18 protein-coding genes are annotated in these 25,594 nt (G+C 61.4%); 12 read left to right on the top strand and 6 right to left on the bottom strand.

Annotation, left to right across the window (positions count from 1 at the left end; translation table 11 throughout):
- The first annotated feature begins 33 nt into the window (after positions 1-33).
- The 3 genes from MPC4_RS04530 (at position 34) to MPC4_RS04520 (ending at position 2,232) form a co-directional block, all read left to right on the top strand.
- Entirely contained in the window at positions 34-441 is a 408-nt protein-coding gene (locus MPC4_RS04530) for a DUF2147 domain-containing protein (protein ID WP_174511471.1), read from the top strand.
- Between the two features lie 198 nt (positions 442-639).
- Positions 640-1,572: a ribose-phosphate pyrophosphokinase gene (locus tag MPC4_RS04525; RefSeq protein WP_134486124.1), complete on the top strand. Its 933-nt coding sequence runs from the start codon at positions 640-642 to the stop codon at positions 1,570-1,572.
- A gap of 423 nt (positions 1,573-1,995) precedes the next feature.
- Positions 1,996-2,232, top strand: a complete 237-nt coding sequence (locus MPC4_RS04520) for a hypothetical protein (protein WP_174511470.1) — start codon at positions 1,996-1,998, stop codon at positions 2,230-2,232.
- Positions 2,233-2,479: 247 nt separating this feature from the next.
- Here the strand turns inward: MPC4_RS04520 and MPC4_RS04515 are convergent, their stop codons facing one another.
- Entirely contained in the window at positions 2,480-3,391 is a 912-nt protein-coding gene (locus MPC4_RS04515; RefSeq protein ID WP_174511469.1) for a protein-methionine-sulfoxide reductase heme-binding subunit MsrQ, read from the bottom strand.
- A 453-nt stretch (positions 3,392-3,844) separates the two neighbouring features.
- Between MPC4_RS04515 and MPC4_RS04510 the strand changes: the two genes are divergently transcribed.
- The 8 genes from MPC4_RS04510 to MPC4_RS04475 all read left to right on the top strand — a co-directional run bounded on the left by MPC4_RS04510 (position 3,845) and on the right by MPC4_RS04475 (position 17,441).
- Positions 3,845-5,314: an efflux transporter outer membrane subunit gene (locus MPC4_RS04510; protein WP_244628842.1), complete on the top strand. Its 1,470-nt coding sequence runs from the start codon at positions 3,845-3,847 to the stop codon at positions 5,312-5,314.
- 223 nt (positions 5,315-5,537) lie between these two features.
- Entirely contained in the window at positions 5,538-6,968 is a 1,431-nt protein-coding gene (locus MPC4_RS04505) for an MdtA/MuxA family multidrug efflux RND transporter periplasmic adaptor subunit (protein ID WP_244628841.1), read from the top strand.
- A gap of 49 nt (positions 6,969-7,017) precedes the next feature.
- On the top strand, positions 7,018-10,134 hold the full coding sequence (locus MPC4_RS04500; protein WP_174511467.1) for an MdtB/MuxB family multidrug efflux RND transporter permease subunit: 3,117 nt from the start codon (positions 7,018-7,020) through the stop codon (positions 10,132-10,134).
- Positions 10,131-13,418 carry an efflux RND transporter permease subunit gene (locus tag MPC4_RS04495; RefSeq protein WP_174511466.1) on the top strand — a complete coding sequence of 1,096 codons (3,288 nt, stop codon included), beginning with the start codon at positions 10,131-10,133 and terminating at the stop codon, positions 13,416-13,418. Before MPC4_RS04500 ends, MPC4_RS04495 begins: the two co-directional genes overlap by 4 nt.
- A gap of 169 nt (positions 13,419-13,587) precedes the next feature.
- Complete coding sequence (locus MPC4_RS04490) at positions 13,588-14,541, top strand: acetyl-CoA carboxylase carboxyltransferase subunit alpha (RefSeq protein WP_174511465.1); 954 nt, start codon at positions 13,588-13,590, stop codon at positions 14,539-14,541.
- Positions 14,542-14,946: 405 nt separating this feature from the next.
- Positions 14,947-16,290, top strand: coding sequence for a L,D-transpeptidase family protein (locus MPC4_RS04485; RefSeq protein WP_174511464.1), 1,344 nt, complete (start codon positions 14,947-14,949; stop codon positions 16,288-16,290).
- Between the two features lie 57 nt (positions 16,291-16,347).
- Positions 16,348-16,917, top strand: coding sequence for a transcription elongation factor GreB (gene greB / locus MPC4_RS04480; protein WP_244628840.1), 570 nt, complete (start codon positions 16,348-16,350; stop codon positions 16,915-16,917).
- Positions 16,918-17,144: 227 nt separating this feature from the next.
- Positions 17,145-17,441: a hypothetical protein gene (locus MPC4_RS04475; protein WP_174511463.1), complete on the top strand. Its 297-nt coding sequence runs from the start codon at positions 17,145-17,147 to the stop codon at positions 17,439-17,441.
- Between the two features lie 624 nt (positions 17,442-18,065).
- Here the strand turns inward: MPC4_RS04475 and MPC4_RS04470 are convergent.
- Positions 18,066-19,682 carry a fumarate hydratase gene (locus MPC4_RS04470; protein ID WP_174511462.1) on the bottom strand — a complete coding sequence of 539 codons (1,617 nt, stop codon included), beginning with the start codon at positions 19,680-19,682 and terminating at the stop codon, positions 18,066-18,068.
- Positions 19,683-19,926: 244 nt separating this feature from the next.
- Between MPC4_RS04470 and MPC4_RS04465 the strand changes: the two genes are divergently transcribed.
- On the top strand, positions 19,927-20,925 hold the full coding sequence (locus MPC4_RS04465) for a glucokinase (RefSeq protein ID WP_174511461.1): 999 nt from the start codon (positions 19,927-19,929) through the stop codon (positions 20,923-20,925).
- A 14-nt stretch (positions 20,926-20,939) separates the two neighbouring features.
- Here MPC4_RS04465 and ptsN read toward each other — a convergent pair whose 3' ends face one another.
- From ptsN to MPC4_RS04445, 4 genes are all read right to left on the bottom strand, one after another.
- Positions 20,940-21,440 carry a PTS IIA-like nitrogen regulatory protein PtsN gene (gene ptsN, locus MPC4_RS04460; RefSeq protein WP_134486109.1) on the bottom strand — a complete coding sequence of 167 codons (501 nt, stop codon included), beginning with the start codon at positions 21,438-21,440 and terminating at the stop codon, positions 20,940-20,942.
- Between the two features lie 586 nt (positions 21,441-22,026).
- Positions 22,027-23,586: an RNA polymerase factor sigma-54 gene (rpoN, locus tag MPC4_RS04455; protein WP_174511460.1), complete on the bottom strand. Its 1,560-nt coding sequence runs from the start codon at positions 23,584-23,586 to the stop codon at positions 22,027-22,029.
- A gap of 218 nt (positions 23,587-23,804) precedes the next feature.
- A complete protein-coding gene (lptB, locus tag MPC4_RS04450) occupies positions 23,805-24,755 on the bottom strand; it encodes an LPS export ABC transporter ATP-binding protein (RefSeq protein WP_244628839.1) in 951 nt (316 codons plus the stop codon).
- Between the two features lie 167 nt (positions 24,756-24,922).
- A complete protein-coding gene (locus MPC4_RS04445; RefSeq protein ID WP_342343609.1) occupies positions 24,923-25,591 on the bottom strand; it encodes an LptA/OstA family protein in 669 nt (222 codons plus the stop codon).
- Between the last annotated feature and the right edge of the window lie 3 nt (positions 25,592-25,594).

Here is a 25,594-nt window from a genome sequence, read left to right as displayed (position 1 = left end):
TTAGACAACCGAAATAATCAGGCTGGAGGAACAATGAAGCGGATCATCTTGGCGGCGTTTGGATTTGCGGCCTTGTCCGTCGGGGCGGCCAGCGCCGATCCGATCGGCGAGTGGCGCGTCGGCGACGGCACCGCGACCGTGCGTATCAAAAAATGCGGCGCGGCTCTTTGTGGATTTGTCGCCTCGACGCGGGGAGCGCCCGGAAAGGACGTTCGCAATCCAGACCCCAGCAAGCGCACCCGCTCGGTGATCGGACTTGAAGTCTTGATCAATTTGCGCCCAGGCGGCGACAAGACCTGGACCGGCACGACCTACAACGCCGAGGACGGGCTGCTATATAATGCGACCGTGACCGAGGATGGCGAACGCGCCCTCCAGATCAAGGGATGCGGCGCCAATGGCGGAGTGTGCGGGTCAGAAACGTGGACCCGCGTCAAATAGCCGGCGCCCGCCCTGCCGCTACGCTCCGGCGCTCACGAAGCGGCGCGCGCCGCTTCGTGCGTTGAAAGAAGCACAAATCTCGAGGTTCCGGCCTGCCGCGCGAGGCGCATAGAATTTTGCTTCCCGGCCATTGCTCCGCTGAGGCTATTCTATTTAAGAGTGTGCTATCGACTGGCGGCGACGCGGGAATTTCATCAAATGAAGATTTTGTCAGGCAACTCCAACCGGCCGCTTACCGAGGCGATCGCCGCCTATCTCGGGCTTCCTCTCACCAAGTGCCAAGTCCGCCGCTTCGCCGATATGGAGATTTTCGTCGAGATCCAGGAGAATGTTCGCGGACAGGATACGTTTATCGTTCAGTCGACCTCCTATCCGACGAACGACCATCTGATGGAAATGCTGATCATGACCGATGCGCTGAGGCGCGCGTCGGCCCGGCGAATTACCGCTGTGCTTCCGTATTTCGGTTATGCCCGCCAGGATCGAAAGCCCGGCCCGCGCACGCCGATTTCAGCGAAGCTGGTCGCCAATCTCATCACGCGCGCAGGGGCGGACCGCGTGCTGACGGTCGATCTGCACGCGGGACAGATTCAGGGCTTTTTCGATATTCCGACCGACAATCTGTTTTCCGCTCCGGTTCTTGTGCGCGACATTCAAGCCCGGCTGAAGCTTGACAATGTGATGGTGGTTTCACCCGACGTCGGCGGCGTCGTGCGCGCGCGCGCTCTGGCGAAACGCATCGATGCGCCGCTCGCCATCGTCGACAAGCGTCGTGAACGCGCCGGCGAATCGGAAGTGATGAACATCATCGGCGACGTTGACGGTAAAATCTGCATATTGATCGACGATATCGTCGATTCCGGCGGCACCCTCTGCAATGCGGCGGATGCCTTGCGCGCCCAGGGCGCAAGCGATGTTTACGCCTATATCACGCATGGCGTTCTTTCCGGCGGCGCGGCGGCTCGAATCGCCGCATCGAGCCTCAACGAGCTGGTTCTGACCGATACGATTCAGACGACGGAAGCCGTTCGCGTTTCCAAGAACATTCGCGTCGTTTCGATCGCGCCTCTGATTGGCGAGGCGATTGCGCGCATCGCCAAAGAAGAAAGCGTGTCCAGCCTTTTCAACTGAACGATCCTTTTCCGATCGTTTCCTTGCGCAGGGCCGGCGCATCGCGGCAATCCGTGGCGGCGCTCCCGCACGCCGATGCGCCTGATGCCAGGCCCCCCTGCGCGATGGCGCAACCTGCATTCATCAAAAAGATGAGACGCATCTCGGCTCGGCGTAGCAGGGCGCGCCAGCCCGCGCAATTTCCCGGTTCACCGCGCATGCGGCCCGCGGCCCATCGGCCGAACACGACATCGGGATTGGAACCACAAGCCTGGCGCAACATTCCTATGGCGTTTTGCGCGACGCGGCGTCATCGCGCGCCACAATCCTCCAGGGTGGAACGGCTTTTGCGTCAGAATGGGATTACCGATGCGTTGACATTTACACTCTATAGATTTTATCAACTATTGGTCGCCCGTTAGAGGCTGGTCGAAGGGGAGCTTAATGCCCGACGCATATGTCATTCAAATCAGCGGCCGCACAGCCGGCATCGTCGCCCGGGACGGGCGTGACGTTTCGTTTAACTTTTTTGCCGCTTCTCATCTCTTCAATGCGATGGAAGGCCAGAGCTTCGCAGATCCCCTGGCGGCCGAACGCGCGGCGCGCTACCTGGCAAAGCACGGAAGCCTGCCGCGTCGGGGCGACCACCATCCCCCCGAAGCTGGGACGATCGAAGCATAGGTCGAAGAAAAAGGATTTTGGTGGCGCCTCGCTCGCCGCTTCCTTTGGCTCGACCCTCTTCGCTGCCGCCGTCTCCGCCAGAACTGTGTCGGCCGGCTCATCGCGGCGCTGCGTTTCAGGTCTCTGGCTTTGCAACGACCTTTTATTTCTTCGGTCAAACGCCCCTGTCTTAACGTCGCACCTGGAAATCACCTGGAGCGCCGTGGTCCGCCTTGAGGGCGCGGGAACAAATCCAGCGCTTTGCCGCCTAAATTTTCAGCCGCAGCGCGGCTGCCTGGTTGGAGTTTAGCCGAGCATCAACCACCTTTTCGCGCCCGCTCGACGCGCCGCCGCCAACGATCAAAGGACGCGCCAGGCGCGCGATCCAAAGAAGAAAGGCGGCGCCAGCGACGAACCAGCATGGCCGGACGGCGTAGGAAAAGTCGAAATTCGCTGCAAGGACGAGCGGCAAAGACGCGCCGGTCGAAATCTTGAACCAGACAGCTTCGCCGATTGCCGTGCCGACCGCCGCAAACGCCCCGACGCTGGGGACGGCCCCCGCCGACAGGTCGCCAAGCCGCCACGTCGCCACACGGCATCCCAGCAAAAGCGCAAAAATGCCCGCCATCGCAATCGGCTGGCTGACGTCGAGCTTGGCTTGCATGAAGTAGTGAATCGCCGATGCGATGGCGGCCGCATAGACGAGCTTATGCAAACGGCTCCATCTTTGCGCGCCGAGCCGGGCGATCATGGCGTCGGTCGAGGTAGCGCCGAGAGCGCACAATAAGCAAAGAGCCATAAAGCCGATCGTCAGATAGAATCTGGCGAAAATCTCCGATGCGATATGCGGCGCGTCAAAATGCTGTGCCCAAGCGTAGAGAATGACGTGCAGCAACGCATAAGCGAGGGCCGAGAGGCCGACGATCCGTCTAATCGAGATCAACCTGGACCAGCGCGTCGCACGCCTCAGCGGCGTCACCGCCAGCGTCACGGCAAGCAGCCACATGGACCAAAGCCCGGACTGATGGATCGCCTCGTTCAGCGGACGCGCCCCAAGCAGCCCCTGCCCCGCCTCTATGGCAAGCCAAAGAGCCGGCGCGAGCGCGCTCAAAAGAGCGACGGTCTTTAGCGGCGAAACACGGCTCTTCCGGCTGGTCGAAGGATAGATTGAGTGCGGCATCGCAAAGGAAACTCCGGGCGCGAGAGGTTCGCCCAATATCTTCGCCGCAAATCCGGCCTATGTTTCAGAGAAATAAAGACCATCACGGATTAGTGACGGCGCGGCTCAAGGCCGAGGACAAGCAAACGTCGAAGCCCCTCTCCCGGCCTGCAGACAAACCGTCGGGCGTGATAGGCGGCGGTTCGCGGTCACGTTTTCTCGTTTGGCGCAGCCTTGTTCGCGCCTCGGTAAGTTGTTAACGAGAACCTCATGCCCAAGCTTGATGCTTATTCTTCTTCGGCGGGATGCATCGCCCTCGAAGAGAGATTCCGCCAGCAGGAAACGAGACGTCACGCCAAAGCCGGAGCGTCAGGCCGACGCGGGCGGCTGACGCCCCGCCCGGCAGGACATTGGCTAAGACTGCAGCCGCAGCCTGGATGCACAGGCCACATTCTACGAATGAGCGAGCGCCGAGTGAAAACACTTCTCGCCTACCCGGCGCTGCTACTCGGGATGGGATTGGCCGTGGGCCTTTCGGCCTGCACCGTCGGTCCTGATTATATCAAGCCGCCAGCGCCGGAGCCGGCCAGATATAAGGAGCTCAAAGGGTGGAAAGTCGCAACGCCGCTGGACGCGGCGGACCGCGGCCCCTGGTGGGCGGCGTTCCGGGACGCCAAGCTCAACGAACTCGAAAGCCAGGTCGTGGTCTCAAATCAGACGGTCATCGGAGCCGAGGCCGCGTATCGGACCGCGCAAGCGCTGGTCAGGGAGGCGCAAGCGGGGCTTTTTCCGACCGTCGCGGTCAATTACTCCGCGACGGGATCGCATAATGGATCGAAAACGTCGGGGTTCACAGGCACGTCGAGCACCCTGGTAACATCCGATCTGTCCGCGAGCGCCGCCTGGACGCTCGACGTCTGGGGCCAGATCCGCCGCTCCGTCGAGAGCAATGTCGCCGGCGCGCAGCTTTCGGCGGCCGATTTCGCCAATGCAACGCTTTCCACACAGTCTCTGCTCGGAGTCGCCTATTTCAATCTGCGCGCCGCGGATGCGCTGCAAGACCTGCTCAACCGCACTGCTCAGAGCTACCAGAAAACGCTCGAAATTACGCAGCATCAGTATTCGGCGGGAACCGTGTCAAAAGCCGACGTCGCGACGGCGCAGGCGCAGCTTTTGAACACGCAGGCGCAAGCGATCAATGTCGGGATCAGCCGCGCGCAATATGAGCATGCGATAGCGGTGTTGATCGGCAAGCCCCCGGCGGAGGTGACAATCGCGCGAAACGCCTTCAAGAACGCCCTGCCGGCGATCCCCGTCAGCGTTCCTTCGATATTGCTGGAGCGGCGTCCCGACATCGCCGCGGCCGAGCGGTCGATGCAAGCGCAAAACGCGCTCATCGGCGTCGCCATCGGTGCTTATTATCCAACCATCAGCCTCTCGGGCGCGTTTGGCTTCGCGGGACGCGGGCCTCTCGCCGTCTCGCTCGCCAACGAAGCCTGGAGCCTTGGCGCCGCCGCCGTGCAGACGACCTTCGATGGCGGCCTGCGCAGCGCGACCGTCGACGCCGCCAGAGCCACTTACGATCAAAGCGTCGCAAATTACAGGCAGACGGTGCTGTCCGCCTTTCAGGGGGTCGAGGATCAACTCGCGGCTTTGCGCATTCTGGCGCAGCAGGCGAAAGTCCAGGACGCTGCCGTCAAGGCCGCGCAGGAAGAGGTCGACGTGCTCCTCAATCAGTATGCCGCGGGCACGGTCGCCTTCACGGCCGTGGTCGTGGCGGAGGCGCAGTTGCTGAGCAATCAGGAATCCGCGCTGACCATTCGCCAGGACCGTTTCCTTGCCAGCGTTCAATTGATCGAGGCTCTCGGCGGCGGCTGGGACGTCGCATTGCTGCCAAGCAGCGTGGCGCTCGAGGACGCCAACCCGCTGATCCCGCATTTTTGATTTTGAGTTTTCCTTGCCGCGGCTGCGCCTCGGAACAAAGCGCGCCGCGAATAGCAAACCATTTTATCAACAAAGAGTTGATTAGAGAAACGCCATGATTATGTTTCACTGATGCGCATGATTAACGCCGACGGTAGCGCGCATCAAGACCACAATCCTGTCTGGTTGCTTACGTTACGAAAACCTCATGCGTTGGATAGACGATAGCAATCGATTTTAGGCGATGATTGCTGAATGGGATCCATCCAAGGCGCAGTCAGACACGGGTATTGGACGCAAGACGATGGATGATCGCTCACGCACGGTGGAAAATGATGCTGCCGGCGCGTTCTTGCTCCGCGAGGCTGAGCCAAGCGCAGAAGCAAAGCCCGACACCGAAAAGGGTGCGCCGGCCGCGCCCGAATCCGAACCGGCGACGCGGAAAAGCTCGCCGCTGCGATCAGCGATTCTGATCGTGCTCGCGGCGGGGATCGCGTTTGCAACCTATCATTTCGTCACCGCCGAGCGGGCGCCTCCGAGCGGCCCTCCGCGTCACGCCGTCGCCCAGCCGGTGGGCGCGACTACCATCGCCCTCGGCGACATCAATGTCGTCGTCACGGGGCTTGGCACGGTGACGCCGCTCGCCAACATAACGGTGAAAACGCAGGTCAACGGCCAATTGATGGAAGTCGCCTTCACGGAAGGCCAGATCGTCAAGAAAGGCGACCTCTTAGCCCAGATCGACCCGCGCCCGTACCAGCTGGCGCAGGCTCAGTACGAAGGTCAGCTGGTGCACGACCAGGGGTTGCTCGACCAGGCGCGAAACGACATGACGCGCTATCAAACGCTGCTGAAGCAGAATTCGATCGCGCGTCAAACTGCAGAGGATCAGGTTTATCTCGTCAAACAGTACGAGGGCTCGGTCAAGACCGACCAGGCTCAGATCGACACGCAGAAGCTGAACCTCACCTATGCGCGGATCGTCTCACCGATCGACGGCCGCGTCGGCCTGCGTCTCGTCGATCCCGGCAACTACGTTCAGACGAGCGACGCCGGCATCGCGGTGTTGACGCAGCTTCATCCGATCTCGGTCATCTTCACCGTGCCGGAGGACGATATTCCGCAGATCATGGCGCAGACGAAGGCGGGCGCGCCGCTTGAAGTCACGATCTATGATCGCGCCAACATCAATAAGCTCGCCGTCGGCAAGGTGATGACGATTGACAACCAGATTGATACGACAACCGGGACCGTGAAAATCCGCGCCGAGTTCCAAAACCTCGACGACAAGCTCTTTCCCAATCAATTCGTCAATGCGAGGCTCCTGATCAGATCGTTGAACGGCATCGTCACGGCCCCGGTGACGGCGATTCAGCGCGGCGCCCCTGGAACCTATGTCTATCTGATCGGCTCGGACAACAAAGTCTCCGTGCGCAAGATTGAACTCGGCCCGCAGGAAAATGGCAACGTCGCCGTCACCTCCGGCCTCGCGCCGGGCGATCGCGTCGTTGTCGACGGCGCCGATCGGTTACGCGAAGGGGCGAGCGTCTTCGTCGCGGCGAGCGACGGCGTGGCGATGAACGCGTCCGGCGCCGTCGACGCCGCGCAGGGCAAACATCAACGCCATCCTGACGCAGCCGCGCAGGCGCCAAGGCCGCCCGCTGGCGCGCCGTGAGTGATTCCGGCGGCGCGCCAAGGCAAGCCAATGGCCCGGGGACTCTAAAATGAACCCGTCAAGGTTATTCATCCTCCGGCCAGTGGCGACCTCGCTTCTGATGCTGGCTATCCTTCTCGCCGGAGCGGTCGCCTACCGATTCCTGCCGCTGTCCGCCTTGCCCGAAGTCGATTATCCGACGATCGAGGTGCGCACTTTTCTGCCCGGCGCAAGCCCCGAGGTGATGACGTCTTCGGTGACGGCGCCGCTCGAGCGGCAGCTTGGACAGATGCCGGGCTTGAGCCAGATGACGTCGGAGAGTTCGGCGGGCGCCTCCGTCATCACTTTGCAATTCAGTCTGAGCCTCAGCCTCGACGTCGCCGAACAACAGGTCCAGGCGGCGATCAACGCGGCGACCAATCTGCTGCCGGCGGACCTGCCGGCGCCGCCGGTCTATTCCAAGGTCAATCCCGCCGACGCGCCGATCATGACGCTGGCGGTTACGTCGAAAACCCTCAGCCTGATCGACCTGCAGGACATCACCGAAACCCGCATTGCGCAGAAAATCGCGCAGCAGCCGGGCGTCGGCCAGGTGACGATCAGCGGCGGCGAACGGCCAGCGATTCGGGTTCAGTTCAATCCAACGGCGCTCGCGGCTTACGGGCTGAACATCGACGACCTGCGCACGACGATCGGCAACGCCAACGTCAACGGCCCCAAGGGCGGCTTTGACGGCGCCGCCCAATCATCGACGATCACCGCGAATGATCAGCTGAACAGCGCCGAGGGTTATCGCGACGTCGTCGTCGCCTATCGCAACGGCGCGCCCGTGCGCCTGTCCGACGTCGCCACGATTGTCCACGGTCCCGAGAACACGAAGCTGCGCGCATGGGCCAATGGCGAGCGCGCCATCATCCTCAATATTCGCCGTCAGCCGGGCGCCAATGTGATCGCCGTCGCCGATGGCATAAAGAAGCTGCTGCCGACGCTCCAATCCGGCCTGCCGGCCGCTCTCGACGTCACGGTTCTGAGCGATCGCACCACGACCATTCGCGCCTCCGTCGCCGACGTCGAGTTCGAACTCGCCCTCGCTATCGCTCTCGTCGTCGTCGTCATCTTCGTGTTTTTGCGCAATCTGCCGGCGACGATCATCCCGAGCCTCTCGGTGCCCTTGTCACTCGTCGGCACCCTTGTCGCGATGTATCTCCTTGGCTTCAGCCTCGACAATCTGTCCTTGATGGCGCTGACCATTTCGACCGGCTTCGTCGTTGACGACGCCATCGTCATGATTGAAAATATCAGCCGCTTCGTCGAGGACGGCGATCCGCCGATGGAGGCGGCGCTGAAGGGCTCAAAGCAGATCGGCTTCACGATCATATCGCTGACCGTCTCTTTGCTCGCCGTGCTCATTCCGCTTCTCTTCATGGGCGATGTGATCGGCCGCCTGTTCCACGAATTCGCCATCACCCTCGCGGTCACCATCGTCATTTCCGCGGTGGTGTCATTGACGCTCGTGCCGATGATGTGCGCGCGCCTGATCCATCATCGGCCGGCTGATCAGCGCGGCCGGTTCGATCTTTGGGCGGAGCGCGCATTCAACTCCATCGTCGAAGGCTATGGCCGCGCGCTGAGAATCGTTCTGCGTCATCAGCCGCTCACGCTTCTCGTCGCGATCGCGACGCTCGCTGTCACGGTCTGGCTCTATGTCATCATCCCAAAAGGCTTCTTCCCGGTGCAGGACACCGGCATGATCCAGGCCACTTCGCAGGCGGCCCAAAGCATCTCCTTCGAGGCCATGTCGAATTTGCAGCGACAGCTCGGCGACGCGATTTTGAAGGATCCGGCGGTCGACAGCGTCAGCTCATTCATTGGCGTCGACGGCGACAATGCGACGCTGAACAGCGGCCGCTTTCTGATCAATCTCAAGCCCCGCGAGGAACGCCGCCTCAGCGCGTCGGACGTCATGCGCAGGCTGCAAAAAGAAGTCTCGACGATACCAGGGATCCAGCTTTTCATGCAGCCAGTGCAGGATCTCACCATCGATTCCTCGATCGGCCGGGCGCAATATAATTTCATTCTCGAGAACGGCAACGCATCCGAGTTCGCGGCGTGGACGCCGCGCCTCCTTGAGCGTCTGCGCGAGATGCCGGCGCTGGCCGACGTCGCCAGCAATACGCAGGCGCAGGGCCACGCTGTCGACCTCGTCGTCGACCGCGCCACCGCGGCCCGCTTCGGCATCACTCTGGCGAGCGTCGACAACGCTCTCTACGACGCGTTCGGACAGCGCATCGTTTCAACCATCTACACGCAGGCCAACCAATATCGCGTCATTCTGGAGGTCGATCCGAAGCTGCAGCGCGATCTCTCGCAGCTCTCCTCGCTTTATCTGCCGTCATCGTCGTCGAGCGACAACGGGCAGACGCCGCTGTCGGCGATCGTGCATGTCGAAGAACGTCGAGGTCCGTTGCTGATCAGTCATTTCGGCCAGTTTCCGGCGACCTCCATCTCATTCAATGTCGCGCCGGGCCACTCGCTTGGCGACGCCGTCACGGCGATCGAGCAGGCGCAGGCGGACATCGGCCTGCCGCGCAGTTTCGTGGTCTCGCTGCAAGGCTCCGCCGCGGCGTTCCACGCCTCGATGACGAATGAGCTTTTCCTCATCATCGCCGCCGTCGTCACCATGTATATCGTTCTCGGCGTGCTCTACGAGAGCTTCATCCATCCGATCACGATCCTGTCGACTCTGCCGTCGGCGGGCATCGGCGCGCTGCTCGCTTTGATGGCCTTCGGCGGCGAACTCGACGTCGTCGCAGTGATTGGCATCATCCTGCTCATCGGCATCGTCAAAAAGAACGCGATCATGATGATCGACTTCGCGCTCGACGCCGAACGCAATGACGGGCTTTTGCCGGAAGAGGCGATTTTCCAGGCCTCGCTCCTGCGTTTCCGGCCGATCCTGATGACGACGATGGCCGCGATCCTCGGCGCCTTGCCGTTGATGCTTGGGACCGGCGTCGGCTCGGAGCTGCGCCATCCGCTCGGCGTCTCGATCGTTGGCGGCCTTATCCTCAGCCAGGCGCTGACGCTGTTCACGACGCCGGTCATCTATCTCTATTTTGACAGGCTCGCCGCGCGCCTTCGCCGGCGCCCGCCAGCGGCCGCGCTCGCCGGAGAGAGCGCGGAATGAATATTTCGGCGCCCTTCATCAAACGCCCGGTCGCGACGACCTTGGTCGCCGTCGGAATAGCGCTTGCCGGCGGCCTCGCCTTTTTGAAGCTGCCCGTCTCGCCGCTTCCAGAGGTCGATTTTCCGACTATTTCCGTGCAGGCGACGCTTCCCGGCGCCAACCCCGATACGGTGGCCTCGAGCGTCGCCAGCCCGCTCGAACGTTCTCTCGGCCGCATCGCCGCCGTCACCGAGATGACCTCGGTCAGCGCCATCGGCAACACCAACATTACGCTTCAGTTCGACCTGGATCGAGACATCGACGGCGCGGCCCGGGACGTTCAGGCGGCGATCAACGCGGCGCGCGCGGACCTGCCGACAAGCCTGCGCAGCAATCCGATCTACCGCAAGATCAACCCCGCGGACGCGCCGATCCTGATCCTGTCCCTGACCTCGCAAACGATGACTCCGGGGCAGATGTATGATTCGGCGAGCAATATTCTACAGCAGAGGCTGTCGCAGCTCGACGGCATAGGCCAGGTGGTAATCGGGGGCGCCGCCCTGCCCGCCGTTCGTATTGAAGTCAACCCTTACGCGCTGTCCAAATATGGCATCGGCCTCGAGGACGTGCGGGCGGCTCTCGCCGCAGCCAACGCCAACAGTCCGAAAGGCTCCATTGAGGGCGATGGCCGGCATTTGCAAATCTACACAAACGATCAGGCGACGGTCGCAGCCGATTACCGCCCGCTGATCGTCGCCTATCGTAATGGCGCGCCGGTGCATCTGATAGATGTCGCCGAAGTGATTGATTCCGTCGAGGACCTGCGCAACGAAGGCCTCGTCAAAGGCCAGCCCGGAATCATTCTTTTGCTGTTTCGCCAGCCCGGCGCAAACATCATTCAGGCGGTTGACGCGGTCAAGGCGGAGCTGCCGCATCTCATAGCCGCGATGCCGGCCGCCATCAACATCACGCTCGCGGCGGATCGAAGCAACACCATCCGCGCTTCGCTGCAAGACACCGAATGGACCTTGCTGCTTGCGATCAGCCTCGTCACGTTGATCGTCTTCCTTTTTCTGCGCGACATTCGGGCGACTTTGATTCCGGCGGTCGCGGTGCCGCTTTCGATCATCGGCACTTTCGGCGCGATGTATCTCGCAGGCTTCAGCCTCAACATATTGTCGCTGATGGCGCTCACCATAGCGACGGGCTTTGTCGTCGACGACGCCATCGTCGTGCTTGAAAATATCAGCCGCTATGTCGAGGCCGGAATGAACCCGCGCGAGGCGGCTTTCGTCGGCGCGCGGGAGGTCGGCTTCACGGTTGTGTCGATCAGCATTTCGCTGATCGCCGTGTTCATCCCGATCCTTCTGATGGGCGGCATTCTCGGTCGTCTTTTTCGCGAATTCGCCGTGACCCTGTCTTTCGCGATCCTCGTCTCGCTCCTGCTGTCGCTGACGCTGACGCCGATGATGTGCGCGCTTATGCTGAAGCCACGCCCACGCGAGCAGGCGCCGCGGCGGCGCCGTTTTGATCCATTGGCGGCGCTCGTTCATGGTTACGGAACAACGCTGCGTTGGGCGCTCCGCCACGGCGCCCTCATCATGTTGATCCTCTTCGCCACCGTATGTCTCAACGTGGCGCTGTTTACGGTCATACCGAAAGGGTTTTTCCCGCAGGAGGACACCGGCCGCATCATGGGCGCCATGCAGGGCGACCAGAGCATTTCTTTTCAGTCCATGCGAAAGAAGCTGAAGGCGCTGCAGGATATCGTTCAGGCCGACCCCGCCGTCGACAGCGTCGTCGGCTTTACGGGCGGCAGCCAAACCAACTCGGGGCGAAGCTTCATCACCTTGAAGCCGAAAGCGCAGCGCGACGTCACCTCGGATGAGGTCATTGCGCGCCTGCGCGGCAAGCTCGGGCATGTTCCAGGCGTCAATCTGTTTATGCAGTCGATCCAGGATATCCGCATGGGCGGACGTCTTTCCAACGCGCAATATCAATATACGCTGCAAGGGGATGACGCGAACGACATCTACGCCTTCACGCCAAAGCTCATCGAGGCGCTTCAAAAGAGCACTGTGATCACCGACGTCAGTTCGGACCAGCAGCAGGGGGGCCTTGCGACCAATATCGTCATCGATCGCGACACCGCCTCCCGGCTCGGACTGATCACAAGCCAGATCGACAACACGCTCTACGACGCCTTCGGCCAGCGGCAGGTCTCGACCATCTATAGCGCGGTGAACCAATATCATGTGGTGATGGAAGTCGCGCCTCGTTACTGGCAGGATCCTGCGATCCTCAAGGACATCTATGTCAGCACCTCCGGCGCCAATCCAAGCGGCACGGCGCAGAGCAATCTGCCCGCCGGCACCGTGCAAACCGCCGCGACGGCGGCGTCATCAACGGCGACAGCCGGCGCCAGCGACTCAGCGCGCAACGCGACGACCAATTCGCTGGCGAGCGTCGGCAACAGCAGCGCCTCGGCCGGCGCCGCTGTCAGCACCGCGCGGGAGAAAATGGTTCCGCTTTCGGCTTTCGCACATTTCGAGCACGCCAAGACGCCGCTGACGGTAAATCACCAGGGCCTCTTCGTCGCCAGCACCATCTCGTTCAATCTGCGACCGGGCGCGTCGCTCAGCGACGCCATCATCGATATCAACCGGACGGCGGCGCAGCTCAAGATGCCCGCGACCATTCACGGCGTTCCTCAAGGCACCGCCAAAGCTTTCCAGGATTCGCTCGGCAACCAGGGGCTGTTGTTTTTAACGGCGCTCGCGGCGGTCTATATCGTCCTCGGCATTCTCTATGAAAGCCTCATCCATCCGATCACGATCCTTTCCACCCTGCCGTCGGCGGGCGTCGGCGCGGTGCTGGCTCTCATGCTGTTTGGCTCCGAGTTCAGCATCATCGCCCTGATCGGCGTGATTTTGCTGATCGGCATCGTCAAGAAAAACGCGATCATGATGATCGACTTCGCCCTGGAGGCGGAGCGCACGCAGGGGCTGTCGCCCGAGGAGGCGATCTTTCAAGCCTGCATGTTGCGATTCCGGCCAATCATGATGACGACCTTCGCCGCGATCCTCGGCGCTGTTCCTCTGGCGCTCAGCTTCGGCGAGGGCGGCGAGATCCGCCGCCCGCTCGGCATCGCGATCGTCGGCGGATTGATTGTCAGCCAGCTTTTGACCCTTTATACCACCCCGATCCTCTATCTCTACATGGACGAGTTCCGCCTTTGGGCCAAACGGCGCTGGCAGGGCCTTTTTCCAGGTCTCTCGGCGCCGTCGCCCGCGAATCCCGCCTGAGAACCTCCTCGCCATTCCGGCTGTTTGACCGCGCGGCGTGTCCCCGCTTCGTCAAATCCTTGACTTCGCGCTGCAAAATCGCCAGTTTCCGCCCTCCCCGACGCATGATCGATTGACCATGCCGCCCCTTGTTTCCTTGCATGATCATGCCTCAACCAAGCCAGCGCCAATGCGAAGCTATCTCGATTTTGAAAAACCCGTCGCCGAACTCGAAGCCAAGGTGCAGGAGCTGCGCTCGCTCGCGTCGGGCGGCGACGCCGTCTCGATCAGCGAGGAGCTGGCGCGGCTGGAGGGCAAATCAGAGAAGGCGCTGGCCGACATCTACGCCAGCCTGACGCCCTGGCAGAAAACGCAGGTGGCGCGCCATCCGCAGCGCCCCCATTTCAACGATTATATCAAAGGCCTCATCACCGGTTTCACACCTCTCTCGGGCGATCGGCAATTCGGCGAGGACGCCGCTCTGATCTGCGGCCTTGGCTGGTTCCGCGGCTACTCGGTGTGCATCATGGGGCAGGAAAAAGGCACCGACACCGCGGCGAGGATCAAGCATAATTTCGGCATGGCGCGGCCCGAAGGCTACCGCAAAGCCGTGCGCGTGATGCAGCTCGCCGATCGGTTCAATCTGCCGGTCATCTCGCTGGTCGATACGCCCGGCGCTTTTCCCGGCGTCGACGCGGAGGAGCGCGGCCAGGCTGAAGCCATTGCGCGGGCGACGGACGCCTCGCTCTCGCTCGGCGTGCCCAACATCGCCGCGGTCGTCGGCGAAGGCGGCTCGGGCGGCGCCATCGCCATCGCCAGCTGCAACCGGGTCTTGATGCTTGAGCATGCGATCTACACGGTCGCCTCGCCCGAGGCCTCGGCGTCGATCCTCTGGCGCGACGCCGCGAAGGCGGAAGACGCTGCCACCACCATGAAAATCACAGCGCAGGATCTTTATAAATTCGGGATTATCGATGGCGTCATCCCCGAACCCATCGGCGGCGCGCATCGTGATCCAGCGGCGGCCATCACCGCCGTTGGCGACGCCATCGAGAGCGCGCTCGAGAGCCTCCTCATCCTGTCGCATGATGAAATCAAGAGCAGCCGCGCGGATAAATTTCTCGCTATTGGGCGCGCTCTTTGATGGGCTGAGGGTCGCCGCCCGGCGTTGCATCAGAGCCACAGACAGAAACAATTTTCAGATTCAGAGTTGACGCCCACCCCCTTCGGGCGCGGAGCCTTGCTTCACGGGCCGCGAAACCTGGAAGCAAGGCTGCCGCAAGCTTCGCCTCACTCCTGCCGTTTTGGAGAGGGAGATTGAGAGGGCTTCGGGGCGCGCGAATCGAATGAGGCCTCCGACGTCAAACCTGCAATTGGCCGATGGTTGGCTGATCGTGATGGCCTGTTGCGATTTTGCGTTCCATTCAAAGGGTTTATTTAACCTTTGAGCGTGAAATCTGGCCGGCTTCGGCAGCTTGCCAATAGGGATAAGGGCTGTACACTATAGCCCAGCCGCAGATCAAAACCTGATTGAACGCGCGAGATGCAAATGAGTTCCAAAAGCGCTCTCTCTTTCCGCATCGGAGCCTTTGCGCTGATCGCCGCCGCCGCAACTTTCTTGTCGGGGTGCGATGAGGGCGGCCTTGGCTCAAATTCGCGCGCCTATGCGCCGATCGCGCCCGAAACCCTCGCCCTGATGAAGGAAAAGGACACGACCAAGGCGGCGCCGGTCCTCATCCGCACGTATAAAAAGGAATCAGAGCTCGAAATCTGGAAAATGAAGTCGGACGGGCGCTACGCTCTTTTGAAGACCTATCCCGTCTGCCGCTGGTCGGGACAGCTTGGTCCCAAGACGCGGGAGGGCGACCGCCAGGTGCCGGAGGGCTTCTATTCGATCACGCCGGCGCAGATGAAGCCGAATTCCGCTTATTACCTCGCTTTCAACGTCGGCTATCCCAATGCCTATGATCGCGCGCTCGGGCATGACGGCGGCTCGATCATGGTGCACGGCATTTGTTCGTCAGCGGGCTGCTTCTCGATGACCGACCCCCAGATCGGCGAAATCTACGCCATTGTGCGGGAGGGTTTTTCCGCCGGCCAGCGCGAAGTGCAGATGCAGTCCTATCCCTTCCGCATGACAGCAGAGAACATGGCCAAGTACCGGCTTGATCCCAACATCGGCTTCTGGAAGCAGTTGAAGGAAGGTTCGGATAATTTCGAGGTGACGCAGCAAGAGGTGACGGTCGGCGTCTGTAGCAAGCACTATGTCTTCAATGCGACTCCGGTGAATGGACGCTTTGATCCGGATGGCCCGTGTCCCCAGTTGAAGCAGGATGAAGGCGTGCGCAATCTGGTCGCCGCGAAAGAAACGCGCGATGACGCCAAGGTCGCCGAATTGGCGGCGCAAGGGGTGAAGCCGGTGCGCACGGTCTACGCCGACGGCGGCGGCCATCCGAGCTTCTCCTCCATCTTCGCTTATGCGAGCCGGCCGGACGCCTTGGCGCGCGGACCTATCGACATCGCGCTCGACGAAGGCAAGGCCAGGAAGGGCCGCGCGTCGCCCGTGGTGCAGATGGCGGCGGGCAAACTCAATGCGTCCGCGCCGGATGTCAAACTCGCCGACGCGCGGGACGTTACCGGAGCCATCGCGCCCACGGCGCCAGCGAAAGAGGCCGAGAAGCCCTGGATGTTCGCGCACCTTTTCGGCGGCGAGAAACCAGCGGAGCCGGCAGAGCCCGCGGCGCCGGCGCCTGTTGCGGCCAACGAGCCGCTGGTGCCGCAATTCGCGGATGTTCCTCTGCCGCCGCATCGGAGCGACAGCGCCGCCAGGCCCGCGGCGACGAGCGAGGGCACCTCGTCGAGCAACCCGGCGCTTGCTCAGGCCGAACATTAGGCTATCAAACCTCGCTTCCCCTCGGTGCCCGCTGTTGAGTCGAGCGTACTTGAAAGGATGCTCGCCGCGGCCCATCTTGCGGCGATGAGCAAAGCCTTCACCAAGGAAATCGACGACGACGACGATCTCGAAGACGAGATTGCCCCGCTTCCCGCCGGTCTCAAGAATTACATCACGCCCGAAGGCCTGGCGCGCATGCAGGCCGAATTTGCGGAGTTGCAAAAGGTCGAGCGGCCCAAGGTCGTCGAAACCGTCTCCTGGGCGGCCGGCAATGGCGACCGCTCCGAAAATGGCGATTATATTTATGGCAAGCGCCGCCTGCGTGAGATCGACCGCCGCCTGCGTTTCCTGCGCAAGAGAATGGAAATCGCCGAGGTTGTCGATCCGGCGCGCCAGACAAACCACAGCCGCGTATTCTTCGGCGCCACGGTCGACTATCTGACGTCGCAGAACGAGACGAAACGCGTGCGCATCGTCGGCGTCGACGAGGCGCGCTCGGAGCTTGGCGAAGTGAGCTGGATCTCGCCCATCGCCAAAGCCCTTCTCAAAGCCGAGGCCGGCGACATCGTCGAGGTGAGGACGCCAAAGGGCATCGAGCGCGTCGAGATCCTTAAGGTCGCATATTAGCGGACGGTAAAGATTTTATTGCGCAAAGCCCGAGCTTTGCAGCGAGCGGCGCGCCAGCGCTTGAGCATCACTTTGACGTGAAGGCGATGATCTTCAATAACATAAACCTTTGTAAACAAATGGATATGGCCGATATAACAACATCGCGCCCCTGCTTTGAGCGACATTGGGACGGCAGCTCGATCTGAGCTAGGTTTTCTCTGACGCCGCCAATTCAGGAATCGCATATGCTCAACAAAATGCGCGCTCTATTTTTATTATATATGCTGAGCACGACCCCAGGCTTCGCTCAAACCTCAACGTCGAATGCGATCCCATCGCCCGATCCAGCGCCGCCGACAGACTCTCCGGCGGCGTCCAGCGACGCGCTCTCGGATGGTCCCCGCAAAGGCGATCGCTGGACGTTTGAGTTGAAAGACGACGTTACCGGGGACATTACAAGCATCAATACCTATACGGTCGTTGACGTGACCGACAAGGAAATCGTCACAATGGCCAGGCAATCCCGACTCCAATTGAAGTAGGGAAGGAATGGCGGAAAGAGTTCACAGGGAGCAATTTGCAAAAAGGGACGATCGTGCGCGGCGCTACAAGCGGAAAAGTTATCGCTAAGGAAACCGTGACCACGAAAGCGGGAACGTTCGATACCTACAAAATTGTTTTCACAGAGCGCGAAACAATACACGCGACGCAAGTAAAATATCAAACATAACAACCGAAGTATATTATGCGCCGTCGATAAACTATTGGGTAAAGCGGCATATTATGCTTCGTGTCGATCAGCGTCTGAGGAGCGAAGATACATTGGAGCTCGTTGATTTCTCGCGAAAGCCTTAGCGCCGGATGACGGAGAGTTCACCCCGCCGGGGATCGCGGTCCCCCCCGCCACCCCAGTCGGAAATGCTCTCGAAGGACCAATGTCGACGACATCCGGCGATTCGTCTATAAAATTAGACGATTTTTCTTCCGCCGGCGCCCGTTAGGCGCCGGCTTCCAAAGTTTGTTTGGAAATGCGCCCTCATCCAGAGGACAGAGAGAACCCAAGGACCGTCTCGAAGGACGCAAGAGGCCCGGATGGTCTCGAGGCGCTCCCAGGCATGAGACCTGAAGTTCAAGTGGTTTCCAACGTGCCTCTATGTCCCGCTCGCTCACCCCAAATTCAGTTCCCTGAAAAAGTCGTTGCCCTTATCGTCGATGACGATGAAGGCGGGGAAATCCTCGACTTCGATGCGCCACACCGCCTCCATGCCGAGTTCGGGGTATTCCAGAACGTCGACCTTCTTGATGCAGTCCTGCGCGAGGCGCGCCGCGGCGCCGCCGACCGAACCGAGATAAAAGCCATGATGCCTGGCGCAGGCCTCGCGCACCTGTGGCGAGCGATTGCCTTTGGCGAGCATCACCATCGAGCCGCCGGCCGCCTGGAACTGCTCGACATAGGAATCCATGCGGCCCGCCGTCGTCGGACCGAAGGAGCCGGAGGCGAAGCCTTGCGGCGTTTTCGCAGGGCCCGCGTAATAGACCGGATGGTTCTTGAAATAGTCGGGCAGCGGCTGGCCGCTCTCCAGCCTTTCACGGATCTTGGCATGGGCGAGATCGCGCGCGACGATCATCGGCCCCGTGAGCGACAGCCGGGTCTTGATTGGATGCTTCGTCAGCTCGGCGAGAATCTCGGGCATCGGCCGGGTCAGGTCGATCCTGACGACAGAACCGCCGAGCGCCGCCTCGTCAATGGCGGGGAGAAAACGCGCCGGATCATGTTCAAGTTCTTCGAGAAAAACGCCATGCCGGTTGATCTCGCCGAGCGCCTGCCTGTCGGCTGAACAGGAGACCCCGAGCCCGATCGGCAGCGAGGCGCCGTGGCGTGGCAGCCGGATGACGCGCACGTCATGGCAGAAATACTTGCCGCCGAACTGCGCGCCAACGCCGGAAGCCTGCGTCAGACGCAGAATTTCCGCCTCCATTTCGAGATCGCGGAAGGCGTGGCCGTCTTCGCCGCCCTGGGTCGGCAGTTGATCAAGGTAATGCGTCGAGGCGAGCTTGACGGTTTTGAGGTTCAATTCCGCCGACGTGCCGCCGATGACGATGGCGAGATGGTAGGGCGGGCAGGCCGCAGTGCCAAGCGTCAGGATTTTCTCGCGCAAAAATTCGACGAGGCGGTCATGCGTGAGGAGGGACGGCGTGCCCTGGAAAAGATAGGTCTTATTGGCCGAACCGCCGCCCTTGGCGATAAACAGGAACTTATAGGCGTCCTCGCCCTCGGCATAGATTTCGATCTGCGCCGGCAGATTGGTTTTGGTGTTGACTTCCTCGAACATGCTGAGGGGCGCGAGTTGCGAATAGCGCAGGTTTTTCTTCGCATAAGCATCGCGAATGCCTTCGGCTATGGCGCTCGGGTCGTCACCCTCCGTAAAGACCAGCCTGCCCTTCTTGCCCATGACGATAGCGGTGCCGGTGTCCTGGCACATCGGCAAGACGCCGCCGGCTGCGATATTGGCGTTCTTCAACAGATCATAGGCGACAAATTTGTCGTTTGAGCTCGCCTCCGGATCGTCGAGGATTTTGGCGAGCTGGGCCAGATGGGACGGACGCAGGAGGTGGTTGATGTCCGACATCGCCGCTTCCGCCAGCAAGCGGATCGCCTCGCGGTCGACGACGAGAAATTCGCGCGATCCGAAGGTCTCGAGCCGCACGCCCTCACAGTCGAGCTTGCGAAACGGCGTCTCGTCCTTGCGGAGGGGAAATGGCGAATGATATTGGAAAGTCATCTCAAGGCCTTCGTTCCTGAGCATCATTTCCGGAGACGGACGCCGGTTCTCGGATAAAGATGATGCGCAATCAAAAATCCTAAGCTCGCTTAGGGCGTCAGCCATTTTAGGCTCCAAAACCGGCCCGGCCAAGGCCCCGCGCAAAACAACTGCGCCGCTTAAGGAAACCTTTTCCGGCTGCCGCGTTTTCAGCTCGTTATGGCGTCCAGACAGGCGCGCCGCAAACCGATGAAAGTCAGATCGCTTGCTGTTTCCTTTTCCGGTTCTGCTCTGCGACATAGGCGGCACCAACGCGCGTTTTGCGCTGAAGAGCAGTCCTGACGCGCCTCTCCTGCCGGGCCTGCCGGTCAAGACGGCGGCCTATGAAAGCTTTGAAGTCGCGACGGCCGCCGCGATCGCCGGCTTCGACGTCAGGCCGCGCTCGATGATCGCCTGCGCCGCCGGCCCCATTTTCGGCCGCAGCGTCCAGCTTACCAATGCGGCCTGGTCGATCGACGGAGCGCTTGTCGCGCAGGAGCTTGGACTGGATCAAGGTCTGCTTCTCAACGACTTTGAAGCGCAGGCGCTCTCTCTTCCCGCGCTTGAGCATGACTGGACGACGCCGATCGGAGCGCCGGTCCCGCCGCAACCTGGGGTTCAGCTCGTCATCGGCGTCGGCACAGGCCTCGGCGCCGCCGCGCTCATCGAGGTCGAGGGGCGATTTCTTGCACTGGCGAGCGAGGCCGGCCATGTGGATTTCGGGCCCGTCGGCGCCATCGAGGCCGAGATTTGGCCTCATATCGACATTTCCGCTCACGGAAGAGTCAGCGTTGAGACTATTTTGTCGGGTCCGGGGCTGGCCCGCCTGCACCACGCGCGCTGCGAGGCGGCTGGAATTGTCTCGCCCGCGCTGGATGAAATCGCGCTGGTCGAGCAGGCGCACGCCCGGCCGGACGGCGAGGAAGCGCGAACGCTCGGTCTCGTCTGGGCCCTTACCGCCCGCTGTGCGGGCGATCTCACCCTCAATCTGCTGGCCAAGGGCGGCGTCACCTTTTCCGGCGGGATATTGCCGCGCCTCACGACCTTTCTCGAACCCTCGAAATTCCGCGCTCGTTTCGAGGACAAGGCGCCCTTCGTGGAAATGATGAAGGGAATCGGAACACGGCTTGTCGTCGCCAGCGACGTCGTCCTGCCAGGCATGGCGGCGATCGCCGCCTCCCCGCAAAAATATATGATCGATTATCAGGCGCGAGCATGGCGGTGAACGCGGGCGGACAATTACGCCGCGTGCGAAGCCGCCTCCTCGCTGAGCACCGCGTAAAGAGCGTTGACGTCGCGCGCGGCGCGCAGCTTCGCTGTCGTCGCCGGATCGCGCAGCATGCGGGCGAGGCGGGCGAGCGCCTTCAGATGATCGGCCCCCGCCGACTCCGGCGCCACCAGGAGAAAGATCAGATCGACGGGCGCGCCGTCGATCGATTCGAAATCGATCGGGCGCGGCGTGCGCGCAAAAATACCGAACATTGAATGCGCCTTGGCGAGCTTGGCGTGCGGGATCGCAATGCCGTCGCCAGCGCCCGTCGAGCCGAGACGCTCCCGCTGAATCAATGCGTCGAGGATTTCCCGCGCGGGCAGACCGGAAAGATCAGCGGCGCGTTCGCTCAATTCCTGAAGCGCCTGCTTCTTCGAATTTGCCTTCAGCGAGGGGATGATCGCCTCGGGAGTGATCAGGTTTGTCAATAAAGTCAGTCCAAGCAATCTGCTCTGCGCCCGCGCAGACATTCAGCCGATAAGGATCAAGGCGAATCGATAATAGGAAGCGAGCGGCAAACAATCCTTCTATCGCAAGCCGCGCTCATATCGCAAGGTCCGGCGCCGCCGGGTCGATTCAGCACGCCCGTTGAAACGTGCGATGGACGACATTCGTTCGGCCATCGAAGCGTGACATAGAAAGGAAAGAGGGCGTTCCTGCGGCGTCAAATCGAAGCTCCTGCGCAGGCCCCGCCACGAATGCGGCAGGCCTCCAGCTGGAGCGACCAAGCCCGAGTTGGCGTTACGCTGAACCTGCGGCGTCAGATCCGCTTCGCGCGCAATCGCGGCCTTCCTTTTGAATCGCGCAAGCCCACCGTCTTCCTTCCTCCACCGACGCCGACCTTCACAGCCGCCTTTTGGGGCAGCGTTAGGCGTGGCGGACCTCGAAGTCAAGATTTGCCTGTGGACGGCTGAGTAGGCCTCGTAGCCGCTCAAAATAAATTTAGCCAGGCCGAGACAACAAGACATGGGCCATGCGGGTGAGTTGATCCCGCGTGGCGCCTGTTTGTTACGCAAAGTCAGGCGGCTCCATGCCATTTTGCCAGCCGCGCAAAGCTCAATAGGCTTGCGCCTTTTCTCTGCGGCGCTCGACCGATGAACGAATTTTGAGGCTTTCCCGATATTTCGCCACTGTCCGCCGCGCAATGTCGATATTGGCCTCCTTCAGCTTGGCGACAATCGCGTCATCGGACAAAATGTCGCCCGGTGTTTCCTGATCGATCATATTGCGAATGCGGAAGCGCACCGATTCCGCCGAATGGGCGTCCCCGCCATTGTGAGAGGCGATCGAGGCGGTGAAAAAATATTTTAGTTCAAACAGCCCACGCGGCGTCGCCATATATTTGTTCGAGGTGACGCGCGAAACCGTCGACTCGTGCATGCCGATCGCCTCGGCGATGGTCTTGAGATTGAGCGGTCGCAAATGTTCGACGCCGAGACGGAAGAACGCATCCTGCTGACGCACGATTTCGCTTGAAACCTTCAAGATTGTGCGCGCCCTCTGTTCAAGGCTTTTCGTCAACCAGTTGGCGGTCTGCATGCAGGTCGACATGAATGTCCTGTCGACGTCGCTGGCGTTTGATTTCGTCACCCGCGTCGCATAGCTGTTGTTGACGAGAATGCGCGGCAATACTTCCGTGTTGAGTTCGACGTGCCACGCGCCACCCGCCAAGGCGCGGACGATGACATCCGGCACGAGCGGCTGAATCGAGCCGCCGCCGAAGGCCCGCCCAGGCTTTGGGTCGAGCTGACGGATCTCGGCCAGCATGTCGAGGATGTCTTCCTCATCGACGTTGCAGATCTTTCGCAAGGCGGAGAAATCGCGCTTCGCCAGCAGGCCGAGATTGGCGACGAGAGCCTGCATCGCCGGATCGAAACGGTCGCGTTCACGCAGCTGGATGGCGAGGCATTCGGCGAGGTCGCGGGCGCCCACGCCAGAAGGGTCAAAACCCTGAATGATCTTGAGGACGCGCTCGACTCGCTCAAGCGGCGCCTGGAGACGGGCGGCCGTCTCGGCGAGGGAATCGGCGTAATAACCGGCGTCGTCGATGGAATCGATCAGCACCTGGCCGATAAGGCGCTCGATCCGATCGGTCGTGGCAAGGGTCAATTGCGCTTCAAGGTGATCCTTGAGATTGGTCGGCGCCGCCGCATAGGCCTCGAGATTGGCCGTTTCTCCATCCCCCGCCCCGCCTCCGGACGATCCGGACCAGGAGGTCGCCGAAAGGCCGGCGCCTTCGAGATGTTCGACATATTCCAGCGGCGCCGCCGTCCGCTCGTCATCGAAGGTGTTGGAAAGTTCAGTTCCAAGGCTCTGCTCGAGAGCGCCGCGATCGGTCGCAAACGACTCCGAATTCCAGTCCGCCTCGCTCGGTTCATTGAAATCGGGACTGGTCGGCGCGTCGCCCGCGTCCGCGCCGACTTCGACGCCGCGCGGCTCCAGCGGATCGGGCGCATCCTCGGCGCGCTCAAGGAGAGGGTTGCGTTCCAGCTCCTCCTGGACGAAAGCGGTCAATTCCATATTGGAAAATTGCAGAAGCTTGATCGCCTGTAAAAGCTGCGGCGTCATGACCAGGGACTGTCCCTGGCGCATCATGAGCTTAGTGCTAAGCGCCATGTTTAGATCGACCTCAAATGCGTTCGCAGAAAACGATAACGGCCCGTTTTTTGCTTACAACATAATTGCTGAGGTTGCACGCACAGGATGAAACTTTCTTCGAAATTTTTGTCGGAGCCAATGGAAAACTGCGTCCGCATGGCGCGATTTCAGCGACGCGACTTTCCGTCAAGCATCCAAGAGGGCAGGCGGGAGCGCCGGGACGCGAATTAGGGGCATCAGAGCTGGAAATCGTCGCCGAGATAGAAGCGGCGCACGTCGGCGTTGCCGACGATTTCCTCGGGCGCGCCTTCCGTCAGCACGCGCCCCGCGTGAATGATATAGGCGCGGTCGATCAGCCCCAATGTTTCGCGCACGTTATGATCGGTGATGAGAACGCCGATCCCGCGCCGTTTCAGGTGATGGACGAGAAGCTGGATGTCCGCGACCGCGATCGGGTCAACGCCGGCGAAGGGCTCGTCGAGCAGGATGAACGCGGGCCGGCTGGCCAGCGCCCGCGCGATCTCGCAGCGGCGCCGTTCGCCTCCAGAGAGAGCAACGGACGGTGATTTCCGCAGGGCCTTGATGTCAAATTCGTCAAGCAGCGCTTCGAGTTCGAGTTCGCGCTTGCGCCTGTCCCGCTGCGTGATCTCGAGCACGGCCCTGATATTGTCCTCAACCGAGAGGCCGCGGAAAATGGACGGCTCCTGCGGCAGATAGCCGATGCCAAGGCGGGCGCGCCTATACATAGGCAGCCGCGTCACATCATGGCCGTCGAGCTCGATCCGTCCCGCATCTGGCCGAACGAGTCCGGAAATCATGTAAAAGAGCGTGGTCTTGCCGGCTCCGTTGGGGCCAAGGAGGCCGACAGCCTCGCCACGGCGCACGTACATGCTCACATCTTCGATGATGCGGCGCATTTTATAGGCTTTGCGCAGTTGGCGGACGCAAAGGACGCCTTCCGAAGCAGCATAGAACGACGACACGCGTCCGTCCCCGGCCGCGACGAACGCATCGTCTTGCCCGGCCGGCTCAGCGCCGCGCCAATCCCTGACGTCCGGCGACGTTTCCGGAACCTCCTTTTCGATCACCCAGGCGCCCGAGTTCTCCGCCGGCCGGCGTTGCCGGCGCCAGAACAGGCTGCCGGCCCCAACCACGGCGGCCAAATCGGGAAAGAAGCGAACGGCCAATCGCAGAAGTCCTTTGTTGTCAGTCCGGCTGCTCTCCGCCCATCGCCCTTTCGGGACGCATCGCCGGAAAGCGCTCCGGGCGCAGCGTAACGGCGATGGACTTTTGCCATACAAGCCACACCAGGTCTAAAACATTTTCGTGCGCCCATAGGCAAGCCCAAGCCCATTCACGGCGTCTTGCCGGAAGACTTCTTGCCGCTTGCGCCGGCTGCGCCCTCTCCGGCGCCCTCATGCGCTCCCCCGCTCGGGATGAACATGCTTTTGACGCGGCCCGTAACCACCGCCTGACTGGTCGTCAGATCGTAGATCAGCTTGTCGCCTTTGGTGACGTTCGGGCCTTGAGTCAACGTCACATTGCCTATCAAATAGACCTTGTTTTCCGCCTTCTCATAGATGCCGCTGTCGCCAGTGCCGACCTGATCCTTTGAAATCACGGTGACGGGGCCCGTGGCTTCCATGCGCCTCAGCTCGCTCGACGACGACGGCACGCCGGATTGCGCTTTTGCGTCCTTTTGCGTCAGGTAGAGCACCAGAACGCTCGCCTTGAGCTTGCTCGGCCCCTGAGTTGCAACCACATTCCCAGTATAGACGAGCTTTTGCTCCTTGTCGAAATAGTCGAGCTTGGCGGCGTCGATGTTGATTGGCTCCTTCGAGTTGCCGCCGGGAAGGACAGCGGCAGGCTGCGCTTTTTGCTGCGCCTCCGCCGCGGCTGCGCCAGCCATTATCAGCATGGAGCCGAGGATGGCGGCGGCAATCGTAAGCGCGCCGCGCCTGGCGGCGAGACGGCGGGCGGCGTGGCGGCTCGCGATGCTCGGGGAATCAGACGGCCAAGACACAGA

It is taken from the genome of Methylocella tundrae, assembly GCF_901905185.1.
Lineage (GTDB): Bacteria > Pseudomonadota > Alphaproteobacteria > Rhizobiales > Beijerinckiaceae > Methylocapsa > Methylocapsa tundrae.
Note: the sequence above shows the minus strand (reverse complement) of the source record. Positions and strands in the feature narration are given on the sequence as shown.

Coding starts and splice junctions, on each gene's coding strand:
- MPC4_RS04475 (WP_174511463.1), top strand. CDS start 17,145: ATGCTCAACAAAATGCGCGCTCTATTTTTATTATATATGCTGAGCACG.
- MPC4_RS04485 (WP_174511464.1), top strand. CDS start 14,947: ATGAGTTCCAAAAGCGCTCTCTCTTTCCGCATCGGAGCCTTTGCGCTG.
- MPC4_RS04525 (WP_134486124.1), top strand. CDS start 640: ATGAAGATTTTGTCAGGCAACTCCAACCGGCCGCTTACCGAGGCGATC.
- MPC4_RS04500 (WP_174511467.1), top strand. CDS start 7,018: ATGAACCCGTCAAGGTTATTCATCCTCCGGCCAGTGGCGACCTCGCTT.
- greB (WP_244628840.1), top strand. CDS start 16,348: ATGCTCGCCGCGGCCCATCTTGCGGCGATGAGCAAAGCCTTCACCAAG.
- MPC4_RS04490 (WP_174511465.1), top strand. CDS start 13,588: ATGCGAAGCTATCTCGATTTTGAAAAACCCGTCGCCGAACTCGAAGCC.
- MPC4_RS04520 (WP_174511470.1), top strand. CDS start 1,996: ATGCCCGACGCATATGTCATTCAAATCAGCGGCCGCACAGCCGGCATC.
- MPC4_RS04495 (WP_174511466.1), top strand. CDS start 10,131: ATGAATATTTCGGCGCCCTTCATCAAACGCCCGGTCGCGACGACCTTG.
- rpoN (WP_174511460.1), bottom strand. CDS start 23,586: ATGGCGCTTAGCACTAAGCTCATGATGCGCCAGGGACAGTCCCTGGTC.
- MPC4_RS04530 (WP_174511471.1), top strand. CDS start 34: ATGAAGCGGATCATCTTGGCGGCGTTTGGATTTGCGGCCTTGTCCGTC.
- MPC4_RS04470 (WP_174511462.1), bottom strand. CDS start 19,682: ATGACTTTCCAATATCATTCGCCATTTCCCCTCCGCAAGGACGAGACG.
- MPC4_RS04505 (WP_244628841.1), top strand. CDS start 5,538: ATGATTGCTGAATGGGATCCATCCAAGGCGCAGTCAGACACGGGTATT.
- ptsN (WP_134486109.1), bottom strand. CDS start 21,440: ATGTCTGCGCGGGCGCAGAGCAGATTGCTTGGACTGACTTTATTGACA.
- MPC4_RS04515 (WP_174511469.1), bottom strand. CDS start 3,391: ATGCCGCACTCAATCTATCCTTCGACCAGCCGGAAGAGCCGTGTTTCG.